We start from the raw sequence: 16,652 nt of genomic DNA on the forward strand, positions 1-16,652 counted from the left end.
ACTGTCCGCGACACAGGTGAGCAAACGGTTTGGTGACGTCACGGCCGTCGACGACGTCAGCATCGACGTCATGGCCGGCGACGTCGTCGGTCTGCTCGGCGCGAACGGCGCGGGCAAGACGACACTCATCACGATGCTGCTGGGGCTGGCGCGCGTCACCTCCGGTCGGGTGGCGCTGCTCGGCGGCTCACCCGACCGGGAGCGGCGTCGACGCCTTGGCTATGTCCCGCAGGGACTGGGCCTGTATCAGGACCTCACGGTCGCCGAGAACCTCGAATTCGCCTGCGGGATCTATGGTGTCGATGTTCCTGAGCCGACCGGTGATCTCACCGCCGCGAGTGATCGCCTGGTGTCGGATCTTCCGTTGGGTACGGCGCGCCAGGTTGCTTTCGCGGTGGCGCTGGCGCACCGGCCGCGGGTACTCGTGCTCGACGAGCCGACCTCCGGGGTGGACGCATTGGCCCGGGCCCGGCTGTGGGACACCATCCGATCCCAGGCCGACGACGGGGTCGGCGTCCTGGTCACCACGCACTACATGGAGGAGGCGCAGCAGTGTGATCGTCTGGTGCTCATGGCATCCGGCCGGGTCGTCGGACGGGGAAGCGAGGACGAGGTCATCGGGGACACCCGCGCCGCGCTGGTCCGCGTCGACGACTGGGCACGCGCCTTCGACGTGCTCAACACCGCCGACCTGCCGGTGATCCTGGCCGGGCGCGATGTCCGCGTCGTCGATACCCCGATCCCGACGATCACCGCCCTGCTCACCTCTGCCGGACTCTCCGCGCAGGTCGATCCGGTCCCGGCGACCCTTGAGGAGCGGATGCTCGCCCTGTCCCGCGAGGTCTCCGCGTGAGCCGACCCCGGGGCCGTCCGCCGGGCGGGCCGGGCGCCGAGCGCAATCGCGAGGGCATTCTCGGCGCGGCGCGTGAGTTGTTCGCCGAGAAGGGATTCGAACGTACGACGATGCGCTCGGTCGCCACCCGCGCCGGCGTCGACGCCGCACTCATCCATCACTACTTCGGCACCAAGCGGGGGCTGCTGCTCGCGGCGCTGCGTCCGCCCGAGGACCTGACCGCCGACGTCCGTCGACGCCTCGTCGAGGTCCGCGCCGGGTCGGGGGAGGTCGGGGTGGAACTCGTCCGGGCGGTGGTGACGCTCTGGGATGAGCACCCGGAGGTCCGCCACCGGATGATCGCCCTGATCCGGGTGGCGCTCGTCGACGACGACGTCGCCGAATCGTTTCGAACATTGGTCGTCGGGATGGTGTCGGGGATGCTCGGCGATCTGATCCGCCCGGATCGGTCCGAGGAACGCATCGCGCTGGCCGTCTCCCAGACGATGGGATTGGCGATGTCCCGCTTCATTATTGCGCTCCCGCCGATCGCCGAGGCGTCGGCCGACGAGCTCGCATCCACCGTCGGGGTGACGGTGCACCGCTATCTCACCGGGGACTTGTAGATCACAGCTGCGCGAGCAGGAAGACGGTCACACACACCACGACCAGGAATGCGAGCGAATACTTGAGCGCGGCCCGGAGGATCGCCGACTCGTTACCGGTCTCGCCGACGGCGCCCGCGGCGATCGCAATCGACTGCGCGGACACGAGTTTGGCCATCGTTCCGCCGCCGGTGTTGGACGCGACGAGCAGCGTCGGGTCGACGCCGATCTGCTGAGCCGTAACTGCCTGCAACTTGGCGAACAGGGTGTTGTTGTTGACCACCGAGCCGGTGATGAACACACCGATCCAGCCGATGATCGGGGAGACCAGCGGGAACACCTCGCCCACATTCGCCAGCGCCAAGCCGATCGCCGCGGTGGCGCCGGACAGATTCGCGATATAGGCCAGCGCGAGCACGAGCAGGATCAACAGGATCGGTCGCCACAGGTCGGAGATGGCCGCACGCAGCTGATCGATGGCTTCGGGCACGGTGATCTTCGCGAAGGCGCCGGTGACCAGGATCGCCGCCAGTACGGCGGTGCCGCTGGCACCGATGAGGCTGACCTGCCACACCGCGGGCATCGGCGCCGCCGCCGCGGCCACCGGCGGATGCTGCACGATGGTGTTGTCGATCCACGGCATGTGGATGTTGAGCACGGTGAAATGCAGCAGCCCGCCCTCGGTGAACAGGTCCTTGAACCACGGCAGGCTCCACACCAGGATCGCACCGGTCAGGAAGTAGAACGGTGACCAGGCCTTGATGATCTCCCAGACGGAATACTTCGTCGTATCGGGTGCGGCGGCGGAGTCCTCCCGGTAGGTGAACGACGGCTGCCAGATCCGGCACAGACCGGCGAGGGTGACCATGGCCAACAACGGCGGCAAGATGTCGGTGAGCTCGGGACCGGCCAACCACAACACCAGCGACTGCGCACCGGAGAACACGATGCCGATGATCAGCCACGCCGGCCACGTCTGCCGGATACCCCGGAATCCGTCGAGGATCGCCACCAGGATCAGCGGGATCAGTGCGGTGAGTCCCTGGATGACCGGAATCATCCAGGTGGACAGCTCACCGAGATCGACACCACCGACCTTGGCGCCCTGGATGACCGGGATACCGATGGCCCCGTACGCGCCGGCACCCGCGTTGGCCACCAGGCAGAGCATGGCGGCCTTGATCGGACGGAAACCCAACTCGACCAGCAGTGCGGCGCAGATGGCGATCGGTACACCGAATCCGGCGGCACCTTCGAGGAGACCACCGAAACAGAACGCGATCAGCAAGACCTGCAGGCGTTGATCGGTGGAGATGCCGCCGATCGACGTTCGGATCACGGTGAATTGCCCGCTCTTCACCGCGATCTTGTACAGCCAGACGGCGAGGACCACGATCCACGCGATCGGCCACAATCCCGAGACGACGCCGTAGAGTGCCGCACCCACTATCTTCGGGAACGGCATACCGAAGATGGTGAACGCCACCACCGCGGCGAGCACCGCTGAGATCAGCGCGGCGGTGATGCCCTTGAGCTTGAGCACCACCAACGCGAGCAGGAAGAAGAGGACCGGGATCGCGCCGACGAGGGCGGACAGGTAGACGTTGTCGAACGGTGCGTACTGCTGATTCCACATCGGTCGACTCCTCCGCCGAGATCGGTGATCAGGCCACGGCCGCGCCGCTGGTCTGAGCGTACTGTCGGACCCTCGACTGTGGTGAGATATGGCGCATGCCGTTGATCGTCGCCGTGCTGGCCGTGTTGGCGTTGGTGAACATCACCGCGCACCTCGCCGGGGGCGTCGCGGCCCTGGTGCTGATGCCGCTCGCTGCCCTCTTCGTCCTGCTCCTCGCGCGGTCGGATCATCTCGATCATCTCGATCAAGCGGCGCTGGGCATCACCCGGCGGCAACTGCGCGGCGGCGTGCCGTGGGCGCTGCGGATCATCGTCGCCGTTCTGGTGGTGATCGCCGTCGGCGTCCTGATCCCGGCGACGCGCCACTTCTTCCTCAACGAACGCTATGACTCAGTACCCACCGCGGTGATCGCCGCGTTCGTGGTGATCCCGTTCTGCACGGTCATCCCCGAAGAGGTGATGTTCCGGGGTGTGCTGCAGGGCGCGCTGACCCGACGCCGGAGTCCGCGCGTGGGCATCGGTGTCAGTGCAGTGCTCTTCGGATGTTGGCACATTGCTTCGTCGTTGGCGCTCACCGAGCAGAACGACGGCTTCCGATCGGTCCTCGGCAGCGGCACGCTCGCCCAACTCGCCGGCATCCTGGGCGCGGTGATCGCGACCGGCACGGCGGGCGTCATCCTCGCGTGGCTCCGGTACCGCACCGACAGTCTGCTGACACCCATCGCGCTGCACTGGTCCCTCAACGCCGCCGGCGCGGTGGGCGCGGCGCTGGCCTGGCACTTGCCCGGCCGCTGATCGCGGGGGCCGGGCACGTGGCGCCGTACCTACTCGGTGCCGAAGATGCGGTCACCGGCGTCGCCGACGCCGGGCAGGATGTACCCGTTGTGATCGAGTCCACGGTCGATGGCGGCGGTGTAGATCGGCACGTCGGGATGCGCGCTGTGCAGTTCGGCGATGCCCTCCGGGCAGGTCAGCAGACAGACGAACTTGATCGACTTCGGTCGGTACTCCTTGATTCGGTCGACGGCGGCCACGGCCGAATGCCCGGTTGCCAGAAGCGGATCCACGATCACGACATCACGCTCATCGAGCGATCCGGGCATCTTGAAATAGTATTCGACGACGACCTGCGAGCGCGCATCCCGGTACAGGCCGATATGCCCGACGCGGGCACCCGGCACCACGGTGAGCATGCCGTCGGCAATCGGGGAACCCGCCCGCAACACCGACGCGAACACCACCTTCTTGCCGTCGATGACGCGTCCGGTCGTCTCCTCCAGCGGTGTGGAGATGGCCACCTCGTGCATGGGGACATCGGCGAGGACCTCGTAGGCCATCAGGATCGAGATCTCGTCGAGCAGACGTCGGAAGTCGTTGGTGGAGGTCTGTTTCTGCCGCATGAGGGTCAGCTTGTGCTGCACCAGTGGATGCTCGACGACGATGACGTTGTCCTGGGGGGTGGAGGTGCTGCTCATCGGGTGGTTCTCCTCTGCTGTCAGAAGACGGTGCCGTCGCTGTCGAGTTCCAGAGGCGGGAGTCCGCCCCGGAATTGTTGTGCCAGAACACGTCCCGCAGCCCACGTCCCGCCCTCGAGGATGCAGGCCAGGGGGAGTGCGGCGTCGTCGACGCCGAGTTCGGTGCGGACCAGTGGTGCCATCTCGTCGAGCAGCGCGACGGTCAGCGCCCGCCATTCGACGATGAGTTCGCTGTCCGCCGGCCAGACCTCCTCGACCCACGACGGGTCGCGCAACGTCAGCACCCCGGTGTCGAGCAGGAGTCCGCCGTTGCGGTACTCGGGTAGTCCGGTGAGGGCGTCGAGCCCGTCGACGGTCACCCCCGACCATTCGAACGGTTCGAGCAGCGAGTAGGTGAGCCACTGGGAGAGCTTGTGGAACGGCATCCACCCGGCGGTCGGCCCGGGGCCGTCGACGGATGCGTGGAACCAGCAGTCGCCCAGGGGTATTCCGTCGATCTCGCCGCGCGACGGCCAGATCGGGGTGAACGATTCCAGAACCTCGTCGAGAATTCGGTGGGCGGTGACACGCCCGCGCTCGTCGGCGGAGTCGATCACCGCGTCGTAGATCATTCCCGGCCGGTCGCAGGCGGGGGACTGCGTCGAGGCGACGACGTCGCCGAGGCGATGGAGCAGATCTACGCGGCCGGCGAGCCCGACCAGCGGGTTGGTCTCGGTGACCGCGAAAGCTCGGGCGAGATCGTCGACGGTCACCGCGCGCAGGCCGGTGGCGTCGGCGCGCAGCGGATCGCTCGGGTCGCTCGAGAACATGCCCTCGACGAAGGCATGGAAACTGGCGACGCCGAGGCCCTCCGAGCGCGCGTACACACCCCCGTCGGGAGCCTCGAAGGACCAGGAGGGTCCGGCGCCGGCGTCGAGGAGCACGCTGATCACCGTGAGATCGACCATGGCACGCGCCTTCTCGGCCGTGTCGTGCCCGACGAGGGCTGCGTCGAGGGTCGCCCGACGATCGACTCCGCCGGCCTCGAAATGGCGCCACCGGCTGTGATACGGGATCGCGAGATCCGGATAGTTGGTGCGGGTCACCGACGCCACCGTGGACGCCGTCGCGAGCATCGCGGCGTCGTCGACGACGAACCACGTCGACTCGCCGGCCCGCGCCCGGGCCAGCAGTTCACGGGCGCGCGCCCGGATGGTGTCGGTGGAGCGCAGCAGCGTGACGGCGCTCGTGTCGTGCACGGCCGGCATCAGCCCTCCAGTCCCCGGCCCCTGACCTGCTTGAGGGCGTCGGCGTCGGGAACGGGTCCGGGGGTGAAGTAGCCGGCCGCCATCTTGGCGTCGATCTCCACACGGGCGTCGTCGGGGACGAGTTCGTCGGGGATGTTGACGCGCTCGCCGACCTCGATACCGGACCCGGTGATGGCGTCGTACTTCATGTTGCTCATCGAGACCAGGCGGTGGATCTTGGTGATGCCCAGCCAGTGCAGGACATCGGGCATGAGCTCCTGAAAGCGCATATCCTGCACCCCCGCAACACATTCCGTGCGCGCGAAGTACTGATCGGCGGTGTCGCCGCCTTCCTGGCGCTTGCGGGCGTTGTACACGAGGAACTTGGTGACCTCACCTAGCGCACGCCCCTCCTTGCGGGAGTACGAGATCAGTCCGACGCCGCCGCGCTGGGTGCCGCGGATACATTCCTCGATGGCGTGGGTGAGGTACGGACGGCAGGTGCAGATGTCGGAGCCGAAGACGTCCGATCCGTTGCACTCGTCGTGGACGCGCGCGGTCAGCTCGACCGACGGATTCGCGAGATCGGCCGCGGCGCCGAAGATGTAGAGGGTCTGCCCGCCGATGGGCGGGAGGAAGACATCGAGATCCGAGCGGGTGACGAGCTCCGGATACATGCCGCCGGTCTCTTCGAAAAGCGCTCGGCGCAAAGCGGATTCGCTGCAGCCGAAGCGTTCGGCCACTCCCGGCAGGTACCACACGGGCTCGATGGCGGCCTTGGTCACGAGCGCCGCGCCGTTGGGAAGCAATACCGACCCGTCGGGCACGAGGCGTCCCTTGGCGATGGCGTCGGCGACCTCCGGCAGGATGACATGGGCCTTGGTGACGGCGATGGTCGGGCGGATGTCGAATCCGTCGGCGAGATACCCGGGGAAGGCGTCGGCGATCATGGCGCCCCACGGATCGATGCTCACCATCGCCTTGGCGTCCGACCACTGCGGAAACGGGCCGATCATGTCGGTCGGTGAGGTGTTGGTCAGGTCGGCGCGGTGCTCGCGGGAGAGCGCGCCCGCGGCGACGGCGAGGGCGCGATATACGCCGTAGGAACCGCTATGGGTGCCGATGACATTGCGATGCCCGCGCGTTCCCGTGGTGCCGATCACCGGCCCGCGTTCGACTGCGGTGCTCGCACCCCAGTGGATCGGCGGCGCGTCGGAGCCGCCGCTGTGCGAGGTCAGCCGGATGTGGCCTGCTGCCATGGTGTTCCACCTCTTTCGTCGGTGCCGTGGTGCGCACCTTCGAGTAGCGACCCGAAAAACATCGGAACCCGACGGGCGCCACTGCCCGACGGGAAGGCACCAGCATAGCCACGTTCGGTGTTTCCCGCCGGGTGGGCGGAAAACCGTTCGGCGACAATGCCGCTCACCGTCCTCCACGGCAGATGCGGAAGACGACGATGCCCCGCGGCGCGAGCACACGGGGCATCGTCGTGGAGGTGTCTCACCTCGACATCAGATGAACATCAGACGTCGAAACGGTCGAGATCCATCACCTTGGTCCACGCCGCGACGAAGTCCTTGACGAACTTCTCCTTGGCGTCGTCCTGTGCGTAGACCTCGGCGAGGGCACGCAACTGCGAGTTGGCACCGAACACCAGGTCGGCGCGGGTACCGGTCCAGCGTGTCTCGCCGGTGTCGCGATCGGAGCCGACGTAGGTGCCGTCGTCGGCAGGCAACGGCTTCCACTCGGTGCTCATGTCCAGGAGATTGACGAAGAAGTCGTTCGTCAGCTTCCCGGGGGTCGCGGTGAGCACGCCGTGTGCCGAATCCTTGTAGTTGGCGCCCAGCACACGCAGGCCGCCGACCAGCACGGTCGTCTCGGGAGCCGAGAGGGTCAGCAGGTTCGCCTTGTCGATGAGGCGGTACTCGGCGGGCAGTTCGCTCGCCTTGCCCTCGTAGTTGCGGAAGCCGTCGGCCTTGGGCTCGAGGTGAGCGAACGAGTCGACGTCGGTCTCCTCCTGCGAGGCGTCGGTGCGACCCGGGGTGAACGGCACCGAGATGTCGTAGCCGGCATCCTTGGCCGCCTTCTCCACGGCCGCGGAGCCGCCGAGGACGACGAGGTCGGCCAGGGAGACCGAGGCGCCCTCGGCGTTGAACGACTCCTGGATCGACTCGAGCTTGCTCAGGACCTGGGCCAGTTCGTCGGGCTCGTTGACCTCCCAGCCGGCCTGCGGCTGCAGACGGATGCGGCCGCCGTTGGCGCCGCCGCGCTTGTCACTGCCACGGAACGACGACGCCGCCGCCCACGCGGTCTTGACCAGCTGCGAGGTGGTGAGGCCCGACGACAGGATCTGATTCTTGAGCGAATCGATCTCGGCGTCGGAGACGACGGTTCCCTGCGGGGCGGGCACATTGTCCTGCCAGATGTAGGTTTCCGACGGCACCAGGGGTCCGCGGTAGCGGACGGCCGGACCGAGATCGCGGTGGAGCAGCTTGAACCATGCCTTCGCGAACTCGTCGGCGAGCTCCTCGGGATGATCGAGCCAGCGGCGGGTGATCTCGCCGTAGATCGGATCCATCCGCATCGCGAGATCGGAGGTCAGCATCGACGGGTGAGTCTTCTTGTTGCCGAACGCTTCCGGGACCGAGTTGGCCCAACCGCCGTCCTTCGGACGCCACTGGTTGGCGCCGGCCGGGCTCTTGAACAGCTCCCACTCGTTGCCGTACAGGATCTCCAGGAAGCTGTTGTCCCACTTGGTCGGCGTATGGGTCCAGATGACCTCCAGGCCGCTGGTGATGGCGTCGATACCCTTGCCGGTGCCGTAGCCGCTTTTCCAGCCGAGACCCTGCTGCTCGATCGGTGCCGCCTCCGGTTCGGGACCGACGAGTTCGGCGTCGCCCGCGCCGTGGGTCTTGCCGAAGGTATGGCCACCGACGATCAGGGCGGCCGTCTCGATGTCGTTCATGGCCATCCGGCCGAAGGTGTCGCGGATGTCCACGGCGGAGGCCAGCGGATCCGGATTGCCGTTGGGGCCTTCGGGATTGACGTAGATCAGACCCATCTGGACAGCCGCGAGCGGGTTCTCCAGATCCCGCTTTCCGGTGTAGCGCTCGTCGCCGAGCCACTCGGCCTCGGGGCCCCAGTAGACCTCTTCGGGCTCCCACTCGTCCTTGCGGCCAAAGGCGAATCCCGCGGTGCGGAAGCCCATGTCCTCCAGCGCCACGTTGCCGGCGAGCACCAGCAGGTCCGCCCACGACAGTGCCTTGCCGTACTTCTTCTTGATCGGCCACAGCAGTCGGCGGGCCTTGTCCAGGCTCGCATTGTCCGGCCAGCTGTTGAGCGGTGCGAAACGCTGCATACCCGCACCCGCACCGCCGCGGCCGTCCTCGACGCGGTAGGTACCGGCGGCGTGCCACGACATGCGGATGAAGAACGGGCCGTAGTGGCCGAAGTCGGCGGGCCACCAGGACTGCGAGTCGGTCATGAGCGACTTCAGGTCGGCGACGAGGCCGTCGACATCGAGGCCGGCGAGCTCGGCGTCGTAATCGAAGTCCTCGGTGTAGGGACGCACGACGGCGGGGTCATGGGCGAGCAGCTTGAGGTTCAGCTGGTTGGGCCACCAGTCGCGGTTGCCACCGCCTTCCACGGGCGGCTTGATGCGCATCGGACACCCGCCGGCTTCTCCGGCGTCGGTGTTGGCCTCCGCGATGGGCGGATGCTCGGCGGCGTTGTCAGCCATGACTTTCCTTTCGGGAGAGGGTGATTCGGGCTGTGATCACGAGTGTGATCCCGAGTCGGATGACGTGGGTGCGGACGAGGTCTCCTCGTTCGCCGGGGGTGCCGCGGCTGCGGCGCAGGTGGGGCACAGGCCCCAGTAGATGACCTCGGCCTCGTCGAGGATGAAGCCGTGATCATCGGAGGGGGTCAGACACGGGGCCTCGCCGACAGCGCAGTCGATGTCGCCGATGACGCCGCAGACTCGGCACACCACGTGATGGTGGTTGTCGCCGATGCGTGTCTCGTAGCGCGCGACGTGTCCGGAGGGCTGGATACGACGCACGAGTCCGGTCGAGGTCAGGGCACGCAGTACGTCATAGACCGCTTGAACCGAGACGTCCGGAAGGGTGGTGCGCACGGCACCGACGAGGGTGTCGGTATCGGCGTGAGGGTGTTGCGCAACAGCCGCGAGCACTGCGAGCCGCGGCCGGGTGACCCGAAGGTCGGCGGCGCGCAACTGTTCCGCGAGTTCCTGGGCTGTACTCACGATCTACACCATAGGGCGCGGCTGGCCGGATGTCTCGCATTTCTGGAACTGATCAAAAATAGGGCAGAAAGTCCCGGTCAGGATGCTGCGATGAACGGCGCGCCGGCGGTGTGTGCCTCTCTCGGACCTCAAGTGAGGCTCACCTAATAGGGTGGAATCCGCGGTAATGCCTATCGACAGGAGTCCCGGGGTGTCAGCAGGCTGGACTGCCGAACGGATCGTCGCGCAGTCGCAGCGGTGGCGCTCGTCGTGGCATCCGCCGCGTTCGGTCTACGGAATCGTCGACGGCCTCGAGTTCTATCACCTCGACTACGAGGTGACGCTGCTCAATTACCGCGGTGACGTCACCGATCCGCTGCACGTCCTCGACGCCGCGTTGGCTCTGGCGCGCGGGCGCGGTGCCGCGTCGTTACGCATGACCGTCGGGCCCGGATTGTTCGCCGAAATCGACGACGCCGATCTGCGTCGGCGCGGCGCGCAGACGGTGGCGGTCATCGACATCCGTGCACTGATCATCACCGACGCCACGCTCGCCGCGTTGCCCAATCCGGACCACATCGTCATCCGCCCCGCCGACTCGCCGGCATCGGATGCCGAATTCGCCGCGATCACCACCGAGGTGTTCGGATATCCGCCGCCGATCCTGCACGAGCGCACCGCACTCGAGGGTCTCGGCGAGATCTCCGATCACGCGGGCCTCTTCCTCGCCGATGTCGACGGGTCATCGGTCGGTGCCGCCGGGTACATGCAGGTCGGTTCGGTGGCCCGGATGTTCGGCGCGGCCGTGCGGGAGTCCGCGCGGGGCCGGGGTGTGTACCGCGCGCTGACCGCCGCGCGACTGCGGGACGCGCACGCCCACGGCGCCGACCTCGCGATCGTGCACGCCGAGCACATGTCCTCCCCGATCCTCGACGGCGTCGGGTTTGCGAAGTTCGGTGAGCGCCGCCTCACACGCCTTCCTGCAACCCGAGATCAACGCTCGTAAAACCCCTGATTGCGCTGCTAGAAGGCCGGATCAGGGCCTAAACTCTCAGGTATGCCACAGAGTTGGCCCATACTGGAGCGCGAGCGCGAATATCAGCGAATCCGTGACGCTTTCACGGCGACGTCGGCGGGGTGCGGGGTCATCCTGACCGGGGATGCAGGCGTCGGCAAGACGACCCTTGCGCGCCACGCCATCGGGGACATGGATCTCAGCGTCCGGTGGGTCGCGGGCACCGAGTCCGCACGCGGAATCCCGTTGGGTGTCTTCGCTCATCTGGTGGGCCCCGCGACATCCAGCGACCCCGTCACGTATCTGGCCGCGGCGCGCGAGTCGCTGCTCGCCGACGGTCATCTGGTCATCGGCGTCGACGACGCCCATCTCCTCGACGAGTTGTCCGCGACGCTGCTGCATCAACTCGCGATCGACCGGGCCGTGCACATCATCGCCACCATCCGCAGCGGCGAATCCGTCCCGGACGCCATCACCAATCTGTGGAAGGACAATCACGTCCTGCGGATCACGTTGTCTCCGTTCACCGAAGCGCAGAGTGTGGAACTGATCGAGCGAATGCTCGGGGGTCAGTTGGAAGGGCTCTCCGCCGGTCTGATGTGGGAGGCCTCCGGTGGCAACGCCCTGTTCCTCAAGCATCTGGTGCAGGGCGCGCTGGAATCGGGTGCGCTGCGACAGGTCGGCGGTGTGTGGCAGTTACGTGGACGTGCCTCGGTCACGTCGGAACTGGCGTCCTTGCTGGAGAATCGGGTCGATCAACTCGACGACGATGTCCTCCACCTGCTGAAGCTGCTCGCTCTGTGTGAACCCATCGACCTCGACGTCCTCGCCGATCTGGCCGGCGACGAGGCGGTGGAGGGCGCCGAGGTGGACGGACTCATCCGCATCAGCCGCGAGGGCCGTGCGCTCAGCGTGCGCTACGCCCACCCGCTCTTCGGTGATGTCATCCGCCGGCGCCTCGGGTTCGCGTCGTCGCGCCGCCTGCGCGGGCAACTGGTCAAGGCGCTCGGGGCCCGCAACGTCGTCACCGCGTCGGACCGGATCCGGCTCGCCGGTCTCGCCCTCGACAGCGACGAGTCGGTCGACGCCGATCTCCTCGGTCACGCGGCACGGGACGCCCTGATGCTCGGCGACGTTCCGCTCGGCGAGCGTTTCGCCCGCGGCGCCACCGACGCCGGCGGCGGCATCGCGGCCGCATCGTTGCTGGCCCGCGCGTTGATGTGGCAGGGGCGCGGGCAGGAGGCCGAGCAGGTCATGCTGGCCTTCGACGCGGACGCCCTGCCCGAGGTGGAGTTGCTCATCTGGGGTCTGCAGCGCATCGCGACGCTGTTCTGGGGTGGACTCAACAACGCCGACGGCGCCAACGAGGTCATCGAGTTGCTCACCGAGCGCATCACCACGCCGGCGCTGGCGCTCATCGTCGCCGGGGTCAGCTCGGCATGCGCCGTCTTCGAGAACGACCTGCCGAGCGCTCTGGAACTCAGTGACCGCGTCCTCGACGCCGACGACGCATCGCCGTGGGCGGTGGAGTTCGCAGTGTTCGGCGGAGGATTCGTCCGCGCCCTCGCCGGCCGCGGGGACGAGGTCGCCGCGATCGCCACCCGCGGACGGGAGGCGGAGGTCCGCACCGACGGCAATCTGCGATTCCCCGCCGGCTACGGCGAGATCCTCGCGTTGACGCTGACCGGTCGCTTCGACGCCGCGACCGATGCGGCACAACGCTATGTCGCCTTCAGTTCGGCCGGTCAGTACCTGTCGTGGGCGCTGTCCGGAATCCACATGAACGCGGTGGAGCTGGCGCGAGGAAATCTGCCCGCGGTGGTGCAACGTGCCGCGCAGACACTGGCCGCGGTCCGCCATGACCAGAGCGTCACCTGGGTGTTCCCGGCACACTTCCAACTCGCGCAAGCCCAAGCGGCACTGGGCAATTCGGATGCCGCGGAGGCCGCGATCGCCGCCGCTGCGGACGCCTATGGCTCAAGCGTTGCGGTGTTCTCGCACCAGCTGGGCATCGCGCGGGCGTGGCAGCAGGCGTCGACCGGAACCACGTCGATCGCCATCGCCACGGCGCGTCGGGTCGCGGCGGAGGCGGCGGCCAGCGGGCAGTTCGCGATCGAGGCGGAGGCCCTGCACACCGCCGTGCGGTTCGGTGCGACCGAGGGTGAGATCGCCGATCGTCTCGGCGAACTCGCCGAGCAACTCGACGGTGTGCTGATCGGCGCATACGCGCGTCACGCGCGCGCCGCGGCCGATCAGGACGCGGCGGCACTGGACAAGTCGTCGACGGAATTCGAGGAGATCGGCGCGCTGCTCTCGGCCGCGGATGCCGCCGCTGCGGCCGCCACCCTGCACGACCGCGCGGACCGCACCTCGGCGATGGCCGCGTCGGCGGCGTCGGCGACGCGGCTCTCGGTGCGCTGCGGCGGCCTGCGGACGCCGGCGATGGTGGAGTCGGCACATCCGCTGCCGCTGACCGCGCGTGAACGCGAGATCGCGAATCTCGTCGCGGTCGGCCTGAGCAACAAGGAGATCGCGGATCGGCTGGTGGTGTCGGTGCGGACCGTCGAAGGGCACATCTACCGTGCCTGCACCAAACTCGACGTCACCGATCGTGCGGCGCTCGGTGCCATGCTCGCCGGAGGGCAGTGACGATGCCCAAGACACTCGTGGTGTGCTGCGACGGCACGTGGAAGCGCGCCGACGAAAAGGATGTCTCCAACGTGGAGAAGATCGCGCGGTCGATCCAGTTGCGTGATGCCCGTGGTGAACCGCAGATCGTGCACTATTCGAAAGGTGTGGGCGCCACCGGAATCTGGCTCGAGCGGCTTCTCGCCGGAGCCCTCGGACTCGGACTCGACGACGCGATCTCCGACTGCTACCGATTCCTCGCGCTGAACTTCGAGCCCGGCGACCGGGTCTTCGTCTTCGGCTTCAGCCGCGGCGCCTACACCGCGCGCAGCCTCTGCGGGATGATCGATCACGTCGGCCTGCTGACGCCGGCGGGCGTCGCCGGCAACCAGCTCGGAAAGGCCAACACCCTCTACCGGACCCGGCCGCAGGCGAAGGATCGGCGCCGGCAGCCGCCGGAGGTTCCCGAGCACACCGAGGCCCTGGGTGAGCTCACCGTGCATCCCGCCGACGCGGTGGCCATAGACTTTCTCGGCGTCTTCGATACGGTTGGGGCGCTGGGTATTCCGGGATTCTCCGGGTCGAAGTACAAATTCCACAACGTGAGTCTGTCGCCCATGGTGCGCTCCGCGCGTCAGGCGCTCGCCCTTGCCGACCGGCGTCGCGTCTTTGCGCCGTGCCTGTGGGGTGGGTGGCATCGGGATCTCGTGCAGGTCTGGTTCGACGGCGTGCACACCGACGTCGGCGGTGGCTACGACGACTGCTTCTACTCGGACAAGTCGCTGTTCTGGATGGCGCAGGAGGCGGCGGGCGCGGGCCAGTACGGAGACCGCGCGCGGTTGGCCATCGACTTCGAACGCCTAGGGGCACACCGCAACACAGGGTCCTGCAAGACCGGCAACGACAATCCCATGAACGCGGGCTACCGCCTCACCAACCTCGTCGACCGCATCCAGCAGCGGATGCGTCGACGGAGGATGTGGGATCCGTTCATGACGCTCTTCCGTATCGGATGGCGCACACTGAATCCCACCGTCGTGACGCCGCCGCTGTCCGCGGCGCAGCGTGCACTGCTGCCGCCCACCGACATCCCGCCCTCCGTGGGTCCCGGCTACCCGTACAACGTGCACATCGAGACGTCGGCGTATGCCCGAGCAGTGCGGTCGGAGCCGAACACCAATCCCAATGTCGCACAGTGGTTTGACTGGGTGGAGACCCTCCTGGCGGACACGCCGCCCGCCGAGCGGCAGGGGCTCCTCGACAAGCTCTGCATCCGCGCTCCCACCTTCGCCGAATTGACCTCGGCCGACGTCACCCGACCAACGGACTCGGATCACCAACCGGCGTAGGTGATCTCGCCGTTCATCAGCGTCGCCTCGACGCCGATCTGTCGGATGCGCCGCGCCGCCGCGGCCGTGTCGGTCGCGGTGGTGTCGGTCGTGGTGGTCTCGGTCGCGGTGGTGTCGGCCGAACCGCGGATCGGCGCGAACGGATCCGCGTCGAGTAGCACGATGTCGGCCCTCGATCCGATCCGTAGTGTCCCTTGCCCGTCGGTGGAGGCCGCCCATGCCTGCTGTGGTGTCAGCGCCTGTTCGGGATGCCAGGCGGGCTCGTCGACCGGACCACGATGGATCGCTGCGGCCATCGACAGCCGCGGGTCGAGGGCGGCGACCGGCGCGTCCGATCCGAGTGCGAGCGTGACGCCGCCGTCGAGCATCGAACGCAGCGCGAAGCTGCGGTCGGCCCGATCCGGCCAACACTGGTCGGTGACGGCACGGTCGTCGAGCAGATGCGCGGGTTGCACACTGGCGGTGATTCCCGCTGCCCGCATTCGTGCGATCTCCGCGAACCGGACCAGTTGGGCGTGTTCGATGCGGCCACGTGCCCCGGTCGCCTCGAATGCGGTGCACGCCATGTCCACCGCGCGATCACCGATCGCGTGCAGCGCGATGTTCATGCCCGACGCGTGGCCGTGGGCGACCAGGGAACTGAGTTCGTCGACGTCGTAGATGCATTGTCCGCGAGGCGATTCCAGTGCCGCGGCGTCGGCGTAATCGTCGAAGCAACATGCGGTTCGGGCGTTGAGGGAGCCGTCGCCGAAGATCTTCAGCGGCCCCACCTCCAGCATCCCGGCGCCTTCGGGAGGATGTGATCCCGTGTGGAAACCGGCGGCCCGGCATTCGGGGAGACGGTCCGGATAGATCGCCGTGCGCACCCGCAGCCCGACCCCACGTGTGGCGAATCGGGCGCGCCAACCGTCGAGGGTGTTGCTGAATTCGAAATCGACGATCCCCACGATCCCGCGGGCGGCCGCATCATCGACGGCGGCCGCGACGAGGCCATCGATGTCCTCGGTCTGTGCCACTGCGCGTGCGAGATCATCCTGCACGGCGAACCAGGGCGTCTCGGTCAGCGGGCCGTCGCGCGGCGGAACATCCAGCAGCGCACACGCCGCCGAGTTCAGCCATCCGGTGTGGCCGTCGCCGCTGGAAAGTACAACCGGCACAGCGGGGCTCACCGCATCGAGGTCGGCGGTGCGCGGCTGCCTGTCCCAGCGGGCCGGACGGAAACCGAATCCGACGACGATCGGCGGCGGATTCGTCTGAGCGGCCAGATGATGTGCGACCAGCGTCGCCGTGTCCTGCGGCGAGAGGGCCGACGAGACGTCGAGCCGGGTGCGGGTCTGCGCCCACCAGCTCATGTGCACATGGTGATCCCACAACCCGGGCGACGCCCAGCGGCCGTCGGCGTCGAGGATCTCGTCGTCGGGCCTCGACGTCAGCGTCTCAGCGAGGTCGACGATCCGTCCAGCACGGATGCGCAGATCGACGGGTTCGGTGGTGGGTGCGGCCGTACCGACGGGGACGAGGCGGGCGGCCCGGATGAGGATCGCCGGCGCGGCGTCGTTGCGGTCCATGAGTCGACGATGCGCGTTACGCGGCCCTCGCGCAATGTGATCCGGCGAGCTCACACCCGGTGCCGGCCGCCGGGCG

13 protein-coding genes are annotated in these 16,652 nt (G+C 67.8%); 6 read left to right on the forward strand and 7 right to left on the reverse strand.

The genetic code is table 11. The features are described 5' to 3' along the window. Positions 1 to 16 precede the first annotated feature (16 nt). Both ACZ4TW_RS20645 and ACZ4TW_RS20650 read left to right on the forward strand, forming a co-directional pair. Positions 17 to 853, forward strand: coding sequence for an ABC transporter ATP-binding protein (locus ACZ4TW_RS20645; protein WP_465545898.1), 837 nt, complete (start codon positions 17 to 19; stop codon positions 851 to 853). Beyond that, positions 850 to 1,458: a TetR/AcrR family transcriptional regulator gene (locus ACZ4TW_RS20650; protein WP_465545900.1), complete on the forward strand. Its 609-nt coding sequence runs from the start codon at positions 850 to 852 to the stop codon at positions 1,456 to 1,458. The genes ACZ4TW_RS20645 and ACZ4TW_RS20650 overlap by 4 nt, the downstream gene beginning before the upstream one ends. A 1-nt stretch (position 1,459) precedes the next feature. Here ACZ4TW_RS20650 and ACZ4TW_RS20655 read toward each other — a convergent pair whose 3' ends face one another. Beyond that, on the reverse strand, positions 1,460 to 3,073 hold the full coding sequence (locus tag ACZ4TW_RS20655; protein ID WP_465545902.1) for an L-lactate permease: 1,614 nt from the start codon (positions 3,071 to 3,073) through the stop codon (positions 1,460 to 1,462). 95 nt (positions 3,074 to 3,168) lie between these two features. Between ACZ4TW_RS20655 and ACZ4TW_RS20660 the strand changes: the two genes are divergently transcribed. Further along, on the forward strand, positions 3,169 to 3,867 hold the full coding sequence (locus tag ACZ4TW_RS20660; protein WP_465545904.1) for a lysostaphin resistance A-like protein: 699 nt from the start codon (positions 3,169 to 3,171) through the stop codon (positions 3,865 to 3,867). A 29-nt stretch (positions 3,868 to 3,896) separates the two neighbouring features. Here ACZ4TW_RS20660 and upp read toward each other — a convergent pair whose 3' ends face one another. From upp to ACZ4TW_RS20685, 5 genes are all read right to left on the reverse strand, one after another. Beyond that, positions 3,897 to 4,547: a uracil phosphoribosyltransferase gene (gene upp, locus ACZ4TW_RS20665; protein WP_465545906.1), complete on the reverse strand. Its 651-nt coding sequence runs from the start codon at positions 4,545 to 4,547 to the stop codon at positions 3,897 to 3,899. Positions 4,548 to 4,567: 20 nt separating this feature from the next. Next, positions 4,568 to 5,794, reverse strand: a complete 1,227-nt coding sequence (locus tag ACZ4TW_RS20670) for a URC4/urg3 family protein (RefSeq protein ID WP_465545908.1) — start codon at positions 5,792 to 5,794, stop codon at positions 4,568 to 4,570. Next, complete coding sequence (locus ACZ4TW_RS20675) at positions 5,794 to 7,032, reverse strand: GTP cyclohydrolase II (protein ID WP_465545910.1); 1,239 nt, start codon at positions 7,030 to 7,032, stop codon at positions 5,794 to 5,796. Before ACZ4TW_RS20675 ends, ACZ4TW_RS20670 begins: the two co-directional genes overlap by 1 nt. A 263-nt stretch (positions 7,033 to 7,295) precedes the next feature. Further along, positions 7,296 to 9,512 carry a catalase/peroxidase HPI gene (gene katG, locus ACZ4TW_RS20680; RefSeq protein WP_465545912.1) on the reverse strand — a complete coding sequence of 739 codons (2,217 nt, stop codon included), beginning with the start codon at positions 9,510 to 9,512 and terminating at the stop codon, positions 7,296 to 7,298. 36 nt (positions 9,513 to 9,548) lie between these two features. After that, on the reverse strand, positions 9,549 to 10,037 hold the full coding sequence (locus ACZ4TW_RS20685) for a Fur family transcriptional regulator (RefSeq protein ID WP_465545914.1): 489 nt from the start codon (positions 10,035 to 10,037) through the stop codon (positions 9,549 to 9,551). A 190-nt stretch (positions 10,038 to 10,227) separates the two neighbouring features. Here ACZ4TW_RS20685 and ACZ4TW_RS20690 point away from each other — a divergent pair, with 190 nt between their 5' ends. From ACZ4TW_RS20690 to ACZ4TW_RS20700, 3 genes are read left to right on the forward strand one after another with little or no spacing between them, the layout of a single operon-like run. After that, entirely contained in the window at positions 10,228 to 11,022 is a 795-nt protein-coding gene (locus ACZ4TW_RS20690; RefSeq protein WP_465545916.1) for a hypothetical protein, read from the forward strand. A 51-nt stretch (positions 11,023 to 11,073) separates the two neighbouring features. Next, positions 11,074 to 13,680 (forward strand): helix-turn-helix transcriptional regulator, encoded by a 2,607-nt coding sequence (locus ACZ4TW_RS20695; RefSeq protein ID WP_465545918.1) that lies wholly within the window; start codon positions 11,074 to 11,076, stop codon positions 13,678 to 13,680. 2 nt (positions 13,681 to 13,682) lie between these two features. Beyond that, positions 13,683 to 15,008: a DUF2235 domain-containing protein gene (locus ACZ4TW_RS20700; protein WP_465545921.1), complete on the forward strand. Its 1,326-nt coding sequence runs from the start codon at positions 13,683 to 13,685 to the stop codon at positions 15,006 to 15,008. Here the strand turns inward: ACZ4TW_RS20700 and ACZ4TW_RS20705 are convergent. Beyond that, positions 14,993 to 16,576 (reverse strand): amidohydrolase, encoded by a 1,584-nt coding sequence (locus ACZ4TW_RS20705; RefSeq protein WP_465545923.1) that lies wholly within the window; start codon positions 16,574 to 16,576, stop codon positions 14,993 to 14,995. The genes ACZ4TW_RS20700 and ACZ4TW_RS20705 overlap by 16 nt on opposite strands. Positions 16,577 to 16,652: the final 76 nt, after the last annotated feature.

This window comes from Agromyces sp. NPDC029043 (assembly GCF_055564615.1).